The organism is Pseudomonas oleovorans subsp. oleovorans, assembly GCF_002197815.1.
GTDB lineage: Bacteria > Pseudomonadota > Gammaproteobacteria > Pseudomonadales > Pseudomonadaceae > Aquipseudomonas > Aquipseudomonas oleovorans.
The window spans coordinates 18,061-32,909 of sequence record NZ_NIUB01000006.1 but is presented as its reverse complement, the minus strand read 5'-3'; the positions used below and the strand labels follow the sequence as shown (position 1 = coordinate 32,909).

Genomic DNA, 14,849 nt, shown 5'->3' with positions numbered 1-14,849 from the left:
CCGTCCTCATCCGACAAGGGCTTGCAGTTCCTTGGAGGCCGGGCGAGTGAGTCGTCGTTCTTCCTTGGCCAGGTTGACCTGCTGGGCTACCTGAGCCACATCCAGAACGCCACCAGGCAGCAAATAGCTGCCTTTGGCTTGCAGCCAGGCCAGCACGTCCGCCAGATGCCAGATCGAAGCACTGCCCTCGTGCACCGGAGTAGGGAAGCTGCCTGGATAAGCCAACATCAGCTTGCGCATGTTCTGGCGCGACACGCCGACGATCTCCGCCACATCGGTGAGTCCGACTAGGTCCGGTGCCACCTCGATCAGCCTGGCCGACGGTAAGGCACTGCGCACGTCGGCCAGTGCGCTGCGCACAGCCGCCTCAGCGTTCTCCGCTTCACGGGTGAACTCCAGCGCCAGACGACCTGGCTGACCAATGCCGATCAGGGCATCGTCGCAGCCAGCCTCGCCGAGACGCTCGACCAACGCTTCCGGATCACGGTCATCGTCGGCCAGTTGGTATTTCAGGGTGAAGATGTATTCCATAGCGCTACTCCTCTGCGCCCTCAGCGGTCTGCCGCTGCTTACGGTGCGTGGTGCAGTTGTCGACGACGCGCCGAAGGGCACGCGCATGGTTGCCTGGGTTCTTCGGTGTGCTCCACACGCTGGTGATGCAGAACTCGCCGCAGCGACACTCTTCATCGTTGTAGGGACAGTAGATTCGTCCCCAAGCGTGGCTACCACCCAGCTCTATGCGCCAGCCCTGCTCTTCGGCATGCCTGAGTGCTTCTTCGACCTCTTTCTTCGAGTGAGAAGGACGGGTCATCAGTGATCTCCAGTATTCGCATGACCGGCAAGGTTGTCAACTGACAACCTTGCACTTTCCTTAAACCGTGGCACTCAACACCGGCACTACAACGCTGTCCGGCAGTAGCTGGGGAACATGAGTGCGGCCATCGATCCAGGCGTCGATCATGTCCGCCCACTCCTGCAGCATGTGCCTGCGCTGTTCCGCGTACTCGGCCTTGTTGTAGACCGAGCGCGAGGAGCGACCATCCTCGTGAGCCAGGCATTTCTCGATCCAGTCGCCGTTGAAGCCCACCTCGTTGAGCAGCGTGGAACCAGTCCTGCGCAGGTCGTGGACGGTGAACGGCTCCAACGGCAGGCCTGCTTCCTTCGCACGGGAGGCGATAAGCTGGGTGATGCGGTTCAGGGTGGCGTGCGACATACAGCGGTAGATGTCATAGCGCGAGGGCAACACATAGCGGGAACCGGCCGCACAGGTGTGCAACGCCACGAAGATGTCCAAGGCCTGGCGCGACAGGTAGACAACGTGCGGGTTACGCCCCTTCATCCGTTCCTTGGAGATCGTCCAGGTGGCGTTCTCGAAGTCCACCTCGTCCCAGGTTGCCTCGATCAGCTCGCTCTTGCGTACCAAGGTCAGCAGCACCAGCCGCAAGGCCAGCTTGATCGTGGGATACGCGGCGATAGTCTCCAGTTGATGGAAGGCCAGCCGAATTTCGGTCGGGCTCAGCGCTCGATCCTTCGGCACGAAAGTGGCGATGGAAGACGCCTTAACGTCGTCAGCCGGATTCTCGACCTTCTCTCCATGCAGGATCGCGAACGCATAGACCTGTTTCACGATGTCGCGAATATGGACCGCAGTTGCCGGCGCTCCTCGAGCCTTCACCTTGGCACACAGGGCTCGCAGATCGTCAGGGGTGATTTCGGTCAGCAGCCGGTTCTCGAAGACCGGCAGGATGTCTCGGTCGATGATGCTTTTGCGCATCGCGCGCGTGCTGTCGGCCATGCGCGCACCGGCCAACCACTTCGTCAGCGTTTCACCGAAATTCTTGGCAGCGTTCAGGCGCCGCTTCGCGCGCTGCTTTTCCAGGGAGGGAGACTTGCCCAGGGCGACCATGCGCTTGGCATCGAACAGCTTCTCGCGAGCCATGGCCAGGGATATGCCAGTCGGACCATAGCGTCCGATGGTTAGCGTTTCTCTGCGTCCATTGAGACGGTAGTCGTAGCGAAAGGTGACGGTACCGGTAGGCGATACCGTCACGTACATACCATCGCGGTCGAAAGCCTTGTACAGCTTGGACTTGGGCTTGAGATTGCGCAGTTTGCTATCAGTAAGCATCGAGGTTTTTACTCCTGTTCATGACGGCTTTTACCGTCAAGGGTCAGGAGACCTGTTGATGCCGGGAAAGCCGCACGGGGCAAGCTTTCCCAAGGAGCGATTTACCGTCAAAGACCGGTTTTGACCGGATAGTAAACAGAACGGTCTCAATCCGACCGCTGTTTACTACCGTCACCGCTACCGCCAATCCGTTCTGCTAATCGGCGATAAGCCTCGATAACCATTGCAACGAATTTTCTTTTAAATCAACACGTTGCAACTTGCTACCGATACATCTCAATGAGCCCAGAAGGACCCGACATCACTCCCACTCGATGGTCGCTGGCGGCTTGCTCGACACGTCGTAGGTGACGCGGGAGATGCCTTCGATCTCGTTGATGATGCGGCCGCTGACGGTCTCCAGCAGCTCGTAGGGCAGGTGCGCCCAGCGAGCGGTCATGAAGTCCACGGTTTCCACGGCGCGCAGGGCAACGACCCAGGCGTAGCGACGGCCGTCACCGACCACGCCGACCGATTTCACCGGCTGGAACACCACGAACGCCTGGCTGGTCTTGTGGTACCAGTCGGCCTTGCGCAGCTCTTCGATGAAGATGTGGTCGGCGCGACGCAGGATGTCGGCGTATTCCTTCTTCACTTCGCCGAGAATGCGCACGCCCAGGCCCGGGCCCGGGAACGGGTGGCGGTAGACCATGTCGTAAGGCAGGCCCAGCTCCAGGCCGATCTTGCGCACTTCGTCCTTGAACAGCTCACGCAGCGGCTCGACCAGCTTGAGGTTCATCTCCTCCGGCAGGCCGCCGACGTTGTGGTGGCTCTTGATCACGTGAGCCTTGCCGCTCTTGGCGCCAGCCGACTCGATCACATCCGGGTAGATGGTGCCCTGGGCGAGGAACTGGATGTTGTCCAGCTTGCTGGCCTCGGCATCGAACACGTCGATGAAAGTGCGGCCGATGATCTTGCGCTTCTTCTCCGGGTCGGCTTCGCCGGCCAGGTTGGACAGGAACTGCTCTTCGGCATTGGCGCGGATGACCTTGACGCCCATGTTCTCGGCGAACATGGCCATCACCTGATCACCTTCGTGCAGACGCAGCAGGCCGTTGTCGACGAAGACGCAGGTGAGCTGGTCGCCGATGGCCTTGTGCAGCAGCGCCGCGACCACCGAGGAGTCCACACCACCGGACAGGCCGAGCAACACGTTGGCGTCGCCAACCTGAGCGCGCACGGCGGCGATGGCGTCTTCGACGATGTTGGCCGGCGTCCACAGGGCTTCGCAGCCAGCGATTTCCAGCACGAAGCGCGAGAGGATGCGACCGCCCTGCTTGGTGTGGGTCACTTCCGGATGGAACTGCACGCCGTAGTAATGGCGGGTGTCGTCGCACATGGCGGCGATCGGGCAGCTCGGCGTGCTGGCCAGGATGCTGAAGCCTTCCGGCAGGCGGGTGACCTTGTCGCCGTGGCTCATCCATACGTCGAGACCGAGCACGCCGTCGGCATCGACATGGTCTTCGATGCCGGCCAGCAGTTGGCTCTTGCCGACCACGTCGACACGGGCATAACCGAATTCACGCAGGTCGGAACCTTCCACCTTGCCGCCAAGCTGCTCGGCCATGGTCTGCATGCCGTAGCAGATGCCCAATACCGGCACATTCAGGTCGAACACCGCTTGCGGTGCGCGCGGGCTATTGGCTTCGTGCACCGACTCCGGACCACCGGCGAGGATGATGCCGCGCGGAGCGAAGGCGCGGATATCTTCGTCGCTCATGTCCCAGGGGTGCAGTTCGCAATAGACACCGATCTCGCGCACACGGCGCGCGATCAGCTGGGTGTACTGGGAACCGAAGTCCAGAATGAGGATGCGGTGGGCGTGAATATCGTGGGCCATGGCCGTCTCTCGTAGGTGTTCACAAATGACACGGGGCTGATCGAACAGCCCCGTTATTCATAACAGTGTGGCGAATCAACCAACTCTGTAGTTGGGAGCCTCTTTAGTGATCTGCACGTCATGCACGTGCGACTCAGCCATGCCGGCGCCAGTGATACGCACGAACTCGGGCTTGGTACGCATCTCTTCGACGGTGGCACAACCGGTATAGCCCATGGAGGCGCGCAGGCCGCCCATCAGCTGGTGAACGATGGCACTCATGGCACCCTTGTACGGCACACGGCCTTCGATACCTTCCGGCACCAGCTTCTCGGCACCGGCCGAGGAGTCCTGGAAGTAGCGATCCGAGGAGCCCTGCGCCTGCGCCATGGCGCCCAGCGAGCCCATGCCACGGTAGGCCTTGTAGGAGCGGCCCTGGAACAGCTCGACTTCGCCCGGTGCTTCTTCGGTACCGGCCAGCATGGAGCCGATCATCACAGCCGATGCGCCCGCAACGATGGCCTTGGACAGGTCACCGGAGAAACGGATACCACCGTCGGCGATCAGCGGTACACCGGTGCCGGCCAGAGCAGCGGCGACGTTGGCCACGGCGCTGATCTGCGGCACGCCAACGCCAGCGACGATACGGGTGGTGCAGATGGAGCCCGGGCCGATGCCGACCTTGACGCCATCGGCGCCGGCTTCAACCAGCGCCTTGGCAGCGGCGCCCGTGGCGATGTTGCCGCCGATCACCTGGACTTCCGGGAAGTTCTGCTTGACCCAACGCACGCGGTCGATCACGCCTTTGGAGTGGCCGTGGGCAGTATCGACGATGATCACATCGACGCCGGCTGCGACCAGCGCCGCAACACGGTCACCGGTATCGGCACCGGTACCCACGGCAGCGCCCACGCGCAGACGGCCCTGATCATCCTTGCTCGCCAGCGGGTAGGCCTTGGCCTTCTCGATGTCGTTGACGGTCATCATGCCCTTGAGGCGGTACTGGTCATCGACGATCAGCACGCGCTCGATGCGGTGCTTGTGCAGCAGTTTACGTACCACCTGGGTGTCTTCGCCTTCCTTGACGGTGACCAGACGCTCTTTGGGCGTCATCACGTCGCGCACCTTGGCAGCCATATTGCTTTCGAAACGTACATCCCGACTGGTAACGATGCCGACCAGATCACCATGATGCAGCACCGGCACACCGGAAATATTGTTCTGCCGAGTCAGGTCGAACAGATCACCCACGGTGGCATCGGCCTCGATGGTGATCGGATCTTTCACCACGCCCGACTCGAAGCGCTTGACCTTGCGCACTTCGGCAGCCTGCTGCTCGACGGTCATGTTCTTGTGGATGATGCCAATGCCGCCTTCCTGTGCCATGGCGATGGCCAGGCGCGCCTCGGTGACCGTGTCCATGGCAGCGGACAGCAGCGGGATGTTCAGTTCGATGCCGCGGGTCAGGCGGGTCTTCAGGCTGACGTCCTTGGGCAGCACCTCGGAATAACCGGGGATGAGCAGGACGTCGTCGAAAGTGAGTGCTTCTTGGCTGATGCGCAGCATGGAGGGCTCCCGAGCGGGAAAATAAGAAGCGCGGCATTATACCCAGCGACCTCGCTGCACTCAATGCAAAGTGCATCCCTAGGCAGGCCTGTATTGAAAACAATAAAATAATGATTCTCAAAAACACCTGCACTCGAGTACCAAATGAACTTCACCCGCTCTTGCCTGGGCAGCCCATGCGCCGTCCTGCTGACCCTTTGCCTGCTGCCCGCCAGCCAACCACTCGCTCAAGAGTTGCAGCTGCCCAGCCAGGAAGTGGTGGCCAGGCCTACTCAGGAAGATGACGGCTATCAGGCCAGACGCGCCAGCTCGGCGAGCAAATCTTCCGTGGAACTCAGGGATGAAGCACAGTCGGTACTGGTGGTGACACCCCAGACCCTCGAAGACTTTCAGGTCAAGTCGCTGGACGATGCGATGAAGTTCGTCAGTGGCATAACCCAGAGCAACACCCTGGCCGGTACCCAGGACGGCTTCATCAAGCGCGGCTTCGGTAGCAACGCCGATGGTTCAATTTTGCGAGACGGCATCCGCTCCAGCCTGTCGCGCAACTTCAGCGCCACCACCGAACGCGTGGAAGTGCTCAAGGGGCCGCCTCATTGCTGTATGGCGCACTGGAGCCGGGCGGCCTGATCAACGTGATCAGCAAGAAGCCGCAGTACCAATGGGGCACGCGACTGAGCGCGGACAACTCCAGCTTCGGCGGTGGCAGCCTGGCAGTCGACGTGACCGGTCCGATTGCCGACAGTGGCCTGGCCTTTCGCCTGATCGCCGAGCGGCAGAACGAGGACTACTGGCGCAACTTCGGCACCAAGGAAAACAGCCTGATTGCCCCCTCGCTGAGCTAGGAAGGCGAACGCCTACGCCTCAACATCGCCTATGAATACAAGGAATACAGCACGCTGGTGGATCGCGGCACGGTGATCGTCAATGGCAAGCCAGCCAATGTGTCCTACAACGACCGCTTCGGCGAGAGCTGGTCGAAGGCAGAGGGCATCGACGAATTGCTCACTGCCACCGCCGAATATCAGCTCAGCGACGACTGGTCGACCCGCCTTACCTACGGCTGGAACAACGAGCGCTACGACTATGCCGAAGCACGGCCGAACACGCTCAATGCCAGCACGGGCGCAATGAGCCGCCGCTCCGATGGCAGCACGCATGACAACCAGACCCAATACCTGGCCTGGGACTGGATCGGCAACTCCAACCTGTTCGGCCAGCGTCATGACCTGCTGATCGGTGCCGACACCGAGCGAGTCGACAACTTCCGTGGCGACACCTGGCGCGGCCCGGCAGTGGGTGGCTTTAATATCTACAACCCGGTATACGGCAACCTCGCCGCACCTTCCGCACTCAACGCGGCGCAGAGTGATCGCAGCGACGAGCTGCATTCACGCTCGCTCTACGCGAAGGACAACTGGCACCTGAACGACCAGTGGATCGTGGTGCTTGGCGGTCGTTATCAGCGTTTCGAGCAGTTCGTCGAACAGGGCCATGGGGCTAATGCCAGTCAGTTAAGCCGTTGCACTCGATCTTTGTAGGAGCCGGCTTGCCGGCGATCCGCCATAAAAAGCATCGCCAGCAAGCTGGCTCCTACGAAAAACGCCCCTCTACTGCAAGTAGGAGGGGGTGGTGACGAACTTATCTGATCAGCATTAGCCATGGGGCCGCCTATACCCGCACCACCGACCGTACCGATACCACCTTCCTGCCCTTCGGCGGCCTGGTATTCCAGCTGAGCGACCAGGTGGCGTTCTATGGCAATTACAGCCACTCCTTCGTGCCCAATGCCTCGGATACCAATACTGGCCAGGCATTCGATCCCGAAGAAGGCCGCAGCTACGAGCTGGGGGTGAAACTCGATCTGCCTCAAGGCATCGGCGCCAGCCTTGCGCTGTTCGATATCGAGAAGAAAAACGTCGTGGTCACCAACAACTCCGTATCGGAAGCAGCAGGCAAGGTCGGTTCGCGCGGCGTGGAACTGGATATCAGTGGCCGCCTGAGCGAGCGCTGGGAGCTGCTCGGCAGCTACGCCTACACCGATACGGAAATCCTCGATGACCCGAGCAACGAAGGCAACGAGCTGGTCAACGCCGCACGCAATGTCGGCAGTCTCTACATCGTCCATCACCTGCATCTACCCCTGGAGCTGGGTCAGTGGCGACTGGGAGGCGGCGCGCGTTATGTCGGCGAGCGTGCTGGCGACAACGCCAACACATTCTGGCTGGATAGCTACACCGTGGCCGATGCCTTCGTCACTTGGGACAGCCAATTGCTTGGAGAAAAGACACGCCTGCAATTGAACGTACGTAACCTGTTCAACGAGCGCTTCTACCCCTCCAGCGGCGGCAACCTGCGCGTTGCAGTGGGCGAGCCACGCGAACTGCGCCTGTCGGCCAACGTCAAGTTTTGAGCCAATCCCGATGGCAACTGCTGAGCGCCTGTGGGAGGCGATTCAGCGGCAACTGAAACCATATGAAGTCGCGGCTAAAGCCCCTCCCACAATCGGCTGAAAACCGCTCAAGCCGGATCGTCGACCCGCACCTGCCTCACGGCAAAGCCCAGGCGTTCGCCGAATTCTTCGACGAACGCCTGGTGCAGACCTGCCTCGGCCCAGCCGTTGAAGATGAAACCCAGGTTGGAAAAGCCGCATGGCTGCAGGAACAGGAAGCCGTTGATGTCATCTTCATGCCCGCATTCCGGGCAGGTGAAGTTGTCGGTTTCCCCTGGCCACCAAACCTCGAGGCTGTCGAACAGCGGCACGCCCACTTCCCTGCGGCATTCGGCACAGCCCGCTTCTTCGAGGAAGCTGCGTGTCGGCATATAGATGCAGCGGTGGGTGATGATTTCCAGGCCATTGTGAGCCTGGCCATAGGGCAGCAACTCTGGGCGCTGGGCGATACGCCGAGCGCCCGGCCCGATGGCGTAGGCCATGCCATTGCCGCCCTGGCCGCAGGTGGTCGGCAACGCCTCGACGATCTCCCGCTTGACCAGCCAGCGCAGCATAGCCTGGGCCTTTTGCTCATGTGCAGGAAGCGTGGATATCTGCGGGACGAGGATCAGTTGCGCGGTCATGGTGCTCGGAGCTGATAGGGAAAGGGCGGCAGCTTAGGCGCTGCGGCCAGCCAATCAAGCCCCTCGACAGACCGCATCGTCCAGCTGCGCCTGACGTTGGGCCAGCCAACGCGCACGCAACAGGTCATAGATCCAGTTGAACGCCAGGGTGTAGGGCAGAAAAAACAGAATCAGCACGATATCCAGCAGCAGCGCCTCGAGCAGGCCAATCGACAGCCACCAGGCAGCCAGAGGCACCAGTACGACGATCAAGCCCACCTCGAACAGCAGCGCATGACTGACCCGCGCCCACAGGCCGCGCTCGAAGCCCAGACGACTCTGTGCGCGGTCGAACAGGTAGTTGAACAGCATGTTCCACAGCATCGCCACGGTTGAGAACATCAGGGTCAGCACACCCAGGTGCAGCAGTGGCTTGTCCATGAACCAGGCCATGGCCGGTGCGCAGATAAGCACGGCAATACCTTCGAAGGCCAGGGCGTGACCGATGCGCTCACGCAGGGAGCGCGGCAGGGGGTGAGTCATGAAACAAACCTCGTGATAGGTGACAACGAGCGCTATGATCATCGGAATATCAGCCAATCCAAAGGCAGCTGCCATCGGCAAAACCGATATGAATATTTCCCCCGAATCCCTCCAGGCCTTCGCCCAAGCCGCCAGCAGCGGCTCGCTCAGCGCTGCAGCGCGGCGCCTGGGCAAAAGCCAGTCGACCATCAGCGAGGCCGTCGCGCGCCTGGAGATCGATCTGGGCGTGGCATTGTTCGAACGCGGCCCACGTAAGCTGCAGCTGACCGAAGCCGGTGCCAGCCTGCTGGCCCACGCTGAAGAAGTGCTCTGCGCCAGCGACCGCCTGGCGCGACACGCCGCAGGCTTGGCCAGAGGCCAGGAGGCGCGACTGACCCTGGCACTGTCCGACGCCTACCAGCCGAAACAATACGAAGTTCGCCTGCAGGAACTGGATCAGCGCTTCCCCGATCTGCAGTTCGAAAGCCTGATCGCCGAACAGGCCGATGTGCTCGACCTGATCACCCAGGGCCGCGCGCAGCTGGGACTGCTCGCCGCGCAAGCGGCCTATCCACCGCATATCGCCCACGCCCGCCTGGAAATGAGCAGCGAGTTCGGCCTGTTCGTGGCCAAGGATCATCCGCTGAGCAAGCTGCCACGAGTGCGTCAGGACGACTTGTCGCGCTGGCGTCTGCTGCGCCTGAGCAGCGTCGCCCATGACGATGCGAACACGGACGAGTTGCCCGGCAGCGGCGGACGCTGCTGGGCCGCGCCGGACTACCTGATGCTGCTGGAAATGGCCCGTCTGGGCTTCGGCTGGGCCGAACTGCCCAGGCAACTGGTCGATGCCTACGGCTTTGGCGGCCTGCATGAGCTGCCCTGCAATGGCTGGCCACGGCGGGTCACGGTGGACGCCATCTGGTCGCGCCAGCGTGAACTTGGCCCGGTGGCAGCCTGGCTGCTCGGGCGTCTGCTCGAAGACAGTTGAGCGCCTCTGCGCTTATCATGCCGCCCCATGATCAATGACCCTTTTGCCCGCCTGAACCTCGACCGCGAGGTGCTCAGCGTCAGCCAACTGAATAACCGCGCCCGCCTGCTGCTGGAGGACGTGTTCGCCGGCATCTGGGTCGAGGGAGAAATCTCCAACCTCGCCCGCCCGGCGTCCGGCCACATCTATTTCACCCTGAAAGACAGCCAGGCCCAGGTGCGCTGCGCGTTGTTCCGGCAGAACGCCGCACGCGTGCGCCAGGCCCTGCGTGATGGCCTGGCGGTGAAGGTGCGCGGCAAGGTTTCGCTGTTCGAGGGCCGCGGCGACTACCAGTTGATTCTCGATGCCGTCGAGCCAGCCGGTGACGGCGCCCTGCGCCTGGCCTTCGAGGCACTCAAGGAAAAGCTCGGCGCCGAAGGTCTGTTCTCTACCGAACGCAAGATTGCCCTGCCCGCTCATCCCAAGCGCATCGGCATCGTCACCTCGCCCACCGGCGCAGTGATCCGCGACATCATCAGCGTGTTCCGCCGCCGCGCGCCGCAGGTGGAGTTGAACCTGATCCCCACCGCCGTACAGGGCCGCGAGGCCACGGCGCAGATCGTCCGCGCCCTGCAGCGCGCCGATGCGCAAGGTTACGACGCACTGATCCTGGCCCGTGGCGGCGGTTCGCTGGAAGATCTCTGGTGCTTCAACGAGGAAGTCGTGGCCCGCGCCGTGGCCGCCTGTGTCACGCCCATCGTCAGCGCCGTGGGCCATGAGACCGATGTATCCATCGCCGACTTCGTCGCCGACGTGCGCGCGCCGACGCCCTCGGCCGCCGCCGAACTGCTGGCCCCGGACAGCAGCGAGCTGGTGCAGCGCCTGCACAACCTGCAACGGCGCCTGGCGCTGCACATGCAGGGCCGTCTAGCCCGCGAACGCCTGCGCCTGGAAGGCGCCAGCCGACGCCTGCGCCACCCCGGCGAACGCCTGCGCCAGCAGGCCCAGCGCCTGGATGACCTGGACATGCGCCTGCGCCGCGCCTTCAACCAGCAACTGGCCAATCAACGCGAACGCCTGGCCCGCCTCGACGCACGCCTCGCCGCGCAGCATCCGGGGCGCAGCCTGGCTCTGTTGCGCCAGCGCCTGGATGGCCTGGCCACGCGCCTGCCGCGCGCCATGCACAGCCAGCTCCGCAGCCAGCGCCAGCAACTGGGTGCCCTGGCTGCGCAACTGCAGATCGTCAGCCCCTTGGCCACCCTGGGCCGCGGTTACAGCATCCTTCTAGACGAACGTGGCCAGGCCGTACGCAGCGCCGCGCAGACCCAGCCCGGCCAGCGCCTCAAGGCGCGCCTTGGCGAGGGTGAGCTAGACGTGCGCATCGAAGACAACCACATACAACCGGCGACCTTGTCGCTACTGGATTGAACTAATGCCAGCATCTCTGCGTAGGAGCGAGCTCTGCTCGCGAAGCTTTTTCAGCCCCTCTTTTCGCGAGCAGAGCTCGCTCCTACACAAGTTGTGTCTGTTCGTCCTGGCTCTGTGCCTGGCCCTGCCCGCCCACGCCGAAGGCTTTATCACCCGCCTGTTGAACAAGCCGGTGCCGGGCGGTGTGGCGGTGATCGATCTGGGCAACCCGGCGCAGGCGCCCAAGGTGCGCTATCAGGGCAAGCCGGTGCTGACCGTGCATGAGGACAGCAAGCGCTGGATCGCCATCGTCGGCATTCCACTCAGCGTCAAGCCGGGCACTCAGCAGATAGAGGTCGAGGGCGGCCAGAAGCTGAATTTCCAGGTCGGTGCCAAGCACTACACCGAGCAGCGCATCACCATCAAGAACCAGCAGCAGGTCACCCCCAACGCCGAGAACCTCAAGCGCATCGAACGCGAACTGGCCGAGCAGACCCGCGCCTACCAGCAGTTCAGCGCACGCCAGCCGAGCAACCTGCTGTTCGACCGGCCAGTCAACGGCCCGCTGTCCAGCCCCTTCGGCTTGCGGCGCTTCTTCAACGGCGAAGAGCGCAACCCGCATTCGGGCCTGGATTTCGCCGCCAACCGTGGCACGCCGATCAAGGCGCCAGCCGCCGGCAAGGTCATCCTCATCGGCGACTACTTCTTCAACGGCAAGACGGTATTTATCGATCACGGCCAGGGGCTGATCAGCATGTTCTGCCACCTGTCCGAGATCGATGTGCAGCTCGGCGACGAGATCGCCCGTGGCGGCCATATCGGCAAGGTCGGCGCCACCGGGCGCGCTACCGGCCCGCACCTGCACTGGAACGTCAGCCTCAACGACGCACGGGTTGACCCGGCGATCTTCATCGGTGCGTTCAAGCCCTGAAACTACGCAGCCTGCAATACCTGCGGTTTGGGTTGCTGGCGTATTTTTGTTAGGGTACGGCGGCCAAAATGACCGGCTTTAAGCGTCGGTCTTTCCTCCTGCCTGCTTCGGAGCCGGAAATGCCGAATGAGTTCGATACCTGGATGGGTTGGCTGAACGAACAGCCTGAACTGCTCACCTTCACCGCCACCTTTGCCCTGATCGTCGCCGCCTGGCTGTCGAACTGGATCGTCAAACGTATCCTGGTGCGCGCCATCTACCGCGTGGTCGGCGCGACCACCCTGGGTCGCCATGGCCAGATCAAGGAAAGCGGCATCATCAAGCGCCTGTCGCACATCGTCCCGGCGCTGGTGCTGTCCTCCGGTGTAGCCGTGGTGCCGGGCATGCCCGAAGCCGTGGTAACGGTCACGCAGAACGTCTGCGGCGCCTTCATCGTGCTGACCATCGCCTTGGCCATCGGCGCCCTGCTGGACATTCTCAACACGCTCTATCAGCGCCGGCCCAATGCGCACCTGAAGCCGATCAAGGGCTACCTGCAGGTGATCAAGATCGCCATCTTCGCCATTGCCGCGATCCTCATGGTGGCGGCGCTGATCGACCGCTCGCCGCTGATCCTGCTCTCCGGCCTCGGCGCCATGGCCGCCGTGCTGATGCTGATCTTCCAGGACACCCTGCTGTCGCTGGTGGCCAGCGTGCAGATCTCCTCCAGCGACATCATCCGTGTCGGCGACTGGATCGAGATGCCTCAGCTCAACGCTGACGGCGACGTGATCGACATCGCCCTGCACACGGTCAAGGTGCAGAACTGGGACAAGACCATTACCACCATCCCGACCAAGCGCTTCATCAACGACCCGTTCAAGAACTGGCGCGGCATGCAGGAGTCGGGTGGGCGTAGGATCAAACGTGCGCTGTTTCTGGATCAGACCAGCGTACATTTCCTCAGCGACGAGGAGATCGCACGGCTGCGCCGCTTCATGCTTCTGGATGAGTACCTAGATCGCAAGAACCAGGAACTGCGGGAGTGGAACGCCAAGCTGGCCGAGCACGGTAAGGAAGCGGTGAACACCCGCCGCATCACCAACATCGGCAGCTTCCGTGCCTACGTCGAGCACTACTTGCGGCACAATCCGAACATCCACCAGAACATGACTCTGCTGGTGCGTCAGCTCAGCCCGACTGCCGACGGCCTGCCGCTGGAAATCTACTGCTTCACCAATACCATCGCCTGGAATGCCTACGAAGGTATCCAGTCGGACATCTTCGACCACCTGCTGGCCATCCTCCCCGAGTTCGGCCTGCGCGTGTTCCAGCATCCGAGCGGTGCAGACATGCGCGAACTGCGGCCAGCAATCGTCGAACAGCGCGGGGCGGCTCAATGAAACGCTAGTGGTGCGTCCCTGAACGACGTGTTACAGAGCCTTTGCCCCAAAATCGGTCGGAGCTTGCCATGATTACCCTGCATCACCTGAACAACTCGCGCTCGCAACGCATTCTCTGGATGCTCGAAGAGATAGGTATTGACTACCAGATCAAGCGCTACCTGCGCGACCCGCAGACCATGCTCGCCCCTGCCGAGTTGCGCCAAGTGCATCCTCTGGGCAAGTCGCCGCTGATCACCGACGGCGAGCTGACCCTGGCCGAATCCGGCGCCATCATCGAATACCTGGCCGAACGCTACGGCGACTGGCTGCTACCGGCCGCCGACAGCCCGGAGCGCCTGCGCTGCCGCTACTGGCTGCATTACGCCGAAGGTTCGGCGATGCCACCACTGTTGCTCAAGCTGGTGTTCGACAAGTTGCGTAGCGCGCCAATGCCGTTCTTCATCAAACCCATCGCCAGAGGCATCGCGAACAAGGTCAGTCAGGCGTTCATCTCGCCGCAGCTGAAGCTGCATTTCGACTACCTGGAGAGCCAACTGAGCGAGCGCGACTGGTTTGCCGGTGATGCCTTCAGCGCTGCCGATATTCAGCTCAGCTTCCCGCTTGAAGCAGCTGCCGCCCGTGGCGTACTCAACAACCACCCGCGCCTGAGCGATTTCCTGCAACGCATCCATGCCAGGCCAGCCTATCGCCGTGCCCTGGAAAAAGGCGGCGCCTACGACTACGCCGACTGAAGACGGATCATCGAGGGACGGAGGCGAGCCTGTGCACGCCCCCTGGAAACACGATTCGCCGAAAACATCACTTTCAAAGCAATAAAATCCGCCAACAAAAGCTATCCAGCAATAAATCGGCGTTTTTTAAGCAAGCATTGCCATATCCACCTGCTATGGATAGGGTGCCCACATGAAAAACATCTTTCTCGTCCGCCAGCTCGCATGCCTGCGACTGGTCAGCCCGCGACTGCGAAGCCCCGCCTGAAAATCCGTTTTACATGGCCGCCCGGCCTCGTGTTCGACTCCCATTTCGCAGGA

At 62.2% G+C, this 14,849-nt stretch carries 15 protein-coding genes and 1 pseudogene; 9 read left to right on the top strand and 7 right to left on the bottom strand.

All coding sequences use genetic code 11. The features are described from left to right. Positions 1-6: 6 nt before the first annotated feature. The 5 genes from PSOLE_RS04895 to guaB form a co-directional block, all read right to left on the bottom strand. On the bottom strand, positions 7-531 hold the full coding sequence (locus PSOLE_RS04895) for a helix-turn-helix transcriptional regulator (protein WP_003118321.1): 525 nt from the start codon (positions 529-531) through the stop codon (positions 7-9). Positions 532-535: 4 nt separating this feature from the next. After that, entirely contained in the window at positions 536-811 is a 276-nt protein-coding gene (locus PSOLE_RS04890) for a hypothetical protein (protein WP_012019489.1), read from the bottom strand. A gap of 60 nt (positions 812-871) precedes the next feature. Beyond that, complete coding sequence (locus tag PSOLE_RS04885) at positions 872-2,128, bottom strand: tyrosine-type recombinase/integrase (protein WP_003118320.1); 1,257 nt, start codon at positions 2,126-2,128, stop codon at positions 872-874. A 301-nt stretch (positions 2,129-2,429) separates the two neighbouring features. Then, the gene (gene guaA, locus PSOLE_RS04880; RefSeq protein ID WP_074856567.1) at positions 2,430-4,007 is read right to left on the bottom strand and encodes a glutamine-hydrolyzing GMP synthase; all 1,578 of its coding nucleotides are present in this window, start codon (positions 4,005-4,007) and stop codon (positions 2,430-2,432) included. A gap of 75 nt (positions 4,008-4,082) precedes the next feature. Continuing rightward, complete coding sequence (gene guaB / locus PSOLE_RS04875) at positions 4,083-5,552, bottom strand: IMP dehydrogenase (protein WP_003462762.1); 1,470 nt, start codon at positions 5,550-5,552, stop codon at positions 4,083-4,085. A gap of 144 nt (positions 5,553-5,696) precedes the next feature. On the opposite strand from guaB, the gene PSOLE_RS24545 reads away from it, so the two are divergent. The 4 genes and pseudogenes from PSOLE_RS24545 to PSOLE_RS04865 form a co-directional block, all read left to right on the top strand. Beyond that, positions 5,697-6,182 (top strand): TonB-dependent receptor plug domain-containing protein, encoded by a 486-nt coding sequence (locus PSOLE_RS24545; RefSeq protein WP_003462763.1) that lies wholly within the window; start codon positions 5,697-5,699, stop codon positions 6,180-6,182. Next, positions 6,149-6,397 (top strand): hypothetical protein, encoded by a 249-nt coding sequence (locus PSOLE_RS24540; protein WP_003462764.1) that lies wholly within the window; start codon positions 6,149-6,151, stop codon positions 6,395-6,397. The genes PSOLE_RS24545 and PSOLE_RS24540 overlap by 34 nt, the downstream gene beginning before the upstream one ends. Positions 6,398-6,454: 57 nt before the next feature. After that, a complete protein-coding gene (locus PSOLE_RS24535) occupies positions 6,455-7,093 on the top strand; it encodes a TonB-dependent receptor domain-containing protein (protein ID WP_244597209.1) in 639 nt (212 codons plus the stop codon). 122 nt (positions 7,094-7,215) lie between these two features. Further along, positions 7,216-7,965: pseudogene (locus tag PSOLE_RS04865) on the top strand (TonB-dependent siderophore receptor); the annotation flags it as partial. Between the two features lie 107 nt (positions 7,966-8,072). Here the strand turns inward: PSOLE_RS04865 and PSOLE_RS04860 are convergent. Together PSOLE_RS04860 and PSOLE_RS04855 are read right to left on the bottom strand one after the other, a co-directional pair. Continuing rightward, entirely contained in the window at positions 8,073-8,627 is a 555-nt protein-coding gene (locus tag PSOLE_RS04860) for a sugar ABC transporter ATPase (protein ID WP_074856570.1), read from the bottom strand. 54 nt (positions 8,628-8,681) lie between these two features. Beyond that, positions 8,682-9,149 (bottom strand): multidrug/biocide efflux PACE transporter, encoded by a 468-nt coding sequence (locus PSOLE_RS04855; RefSeq protein ID WP_039964952.1) that lies wholly within the window; start codon positions 9,147-9,149, stop codon positions 8,682-8,684. A gap of 88 nt (positions 9,150-9,237) precedes the next feature. Between PSOLE_RS04855 and PSOLE_RS04850 the strand changes: the two genes are divergently transcribed. The 5 genes from PSOLE_RS04850 (at position 9,238) to PSOLE_RS04830 (ending at position 14,549) form a co-directional block, all read left to right on the top strand. After that, entirely contained in the window at positions 9,238-10,116 is an 879-nt protein-coding gene (locus PSOLE_RS04850; protein WP_373855140.1) for a LysR family transcriptional regulator, read from the top strand. Positions 10,117-10,143: 27 nt separating this feature from the next. Then, positions 10,144-11,523: an exodeoxyribonuclease VII large subunit gene (xseA, locus tag PSOLE_RS04845; protein ID WP_074856574.1), complete on the top strand. Its 1,380-nt coding sequence runs from the start codon at positions 10,144-10,146 to the stop codon at positions 11,521-11,523. Positions 11,524-11,527: 4 nt separating this feature from the next. Further along, the gene (locus PSOLE_RS04840) at positions 11,528-12,433 is read left to right on the top strand and encodes a peptidoglycan DD-metalloendopeptidase family protein (protein WP_244597210.1); all 906 of its coding nucleotides are present in this window, start codon (positions 11,528-11,530) and stop codon (positions 12,431-12,433) included. Positions 12,434-12,552: 119 nt separating this feature from the next. Further along, positions 12,553-13,815 (top strand): mechanosensitive ion channel family protein, encoded by a 1,263-nt coding sequence (locus tag PSOLE_RS04835; protein WP_074856579.1) that lies wholly within the window; start codon positions 12,553-12,555, stop codon positions 13,813-13,815. Between the two features lie 68 nt (positions 13,816-13,883). Continuing rightward, positions 13,884-14,549 carry a glutathione S-transferase family protein gene (locus tag PSOLE_RS04830; RefSeq protein ID WP_074856582.1) on the top strand — a complete coding sequence of 222 codons (666 nt, stop codon included), beginning with the start codon at positions 13,884-13,886 and terminating at the stop codon, positions 14,547-14,549. The last annotated feature ends 300 nt before the right edge of the window (positions 14,550-14,849 follow it).

Excerpts from the sequence above, each read along its gene's own strand:
- xseA (WP_074856574.1), top strand. The coding sequence starts at position 10,144 with ATGATCAATGACCCTTTTGCCCGCCTGAACCTCGACCGCGAGGTGCTC.
- PSOLE_RS04850 (WP_373855140.1), top strand. The coding sequence starts at position 9,238 with ATGAATATTTCCCCCGAATCCCTCCAGGCCTTCGCCCAAGCCGCCAGC.
- PSOLE_RS04885 (WP_003118320.1), bottom strand. The coding sequence starts at position 2,128 with ATGCTTACTGATAGCAAACTGCGCAATCTCAAGCCCAAGTCCAAGCTG.
- PSOLE_RS04890 (WP_012019489.1), bottom strand. The coding sequence starts at position 811 with ATGACCCGTCCTTCTCACTCGAAGAAAGAGGTCGAAGAAGCACTCAGG.
- PSOLE_RS04895 (WP_003118321.1), bottom strand. The coding sequence starts at position 531 with ATGGAATACATCTTCACCCTGAAATACCAACTGGCCGACGATGACCGT.
- guaA (WP_074856567.1), bottom strand. The coding sequence starts at position 4,007 with ATGGCCCACGATATTCACGCCCACCGCATCCTCATTCTGGACTTCGGT.
- PSOLE_RS04830 (WP_074856582.1), top strand. The coding sequence starts at position 13,884 with ATGATTACCCTGCATCACCTGAACAACTCGCGCTCGCAACGCATTCTC.
- PSOLE_RS24545 (WP_003462763.1), top strand. The coding sequence starts at position 5,697 with ATGAACTTCACCCGCTCTTGCCTGGGCAGCCCATGCGCCGTCCTGCTG.
- PSOLE_RS04840 (WP_244597210.1), top strand. The coding sequence starts at position 11,528 with ATGCCAGCATCTCTGCGTAGGAGCGAGCTCTGCTCGCGAAGCTTTTTC.
- PSOLE_RS04860 (WP_074856570.1), bottom strand. The coding sequence starts at position 8,627 with ATGACCGCGCAACTGATCCTCGTCCCGCAGATATCCACGCTTCCTGCA.
- PSOLE_RS04855 (WP_039964952.1), bottom strand. The coding sequence starts at position 9,149 with ATGACTCACCCCCTGCCGCGCTCCCTGCGTGAGCGCATCGGTCACGCC.
- guaB (WP_003462762.1), bottom strand. The coding sequence starts at position 5,552 with ATGCTGCGCATCAGCCAAGAAGCACTCACTTTCGACGACGTCCTGCTC.
- PSOLE_RS04835 (WP_074856579.1), top strand. The coding sequence starts at position 12,553 with ATGCCGAATGAGTTCGATACCTGGATGGGTTGGCTGAACGAACAGCCT.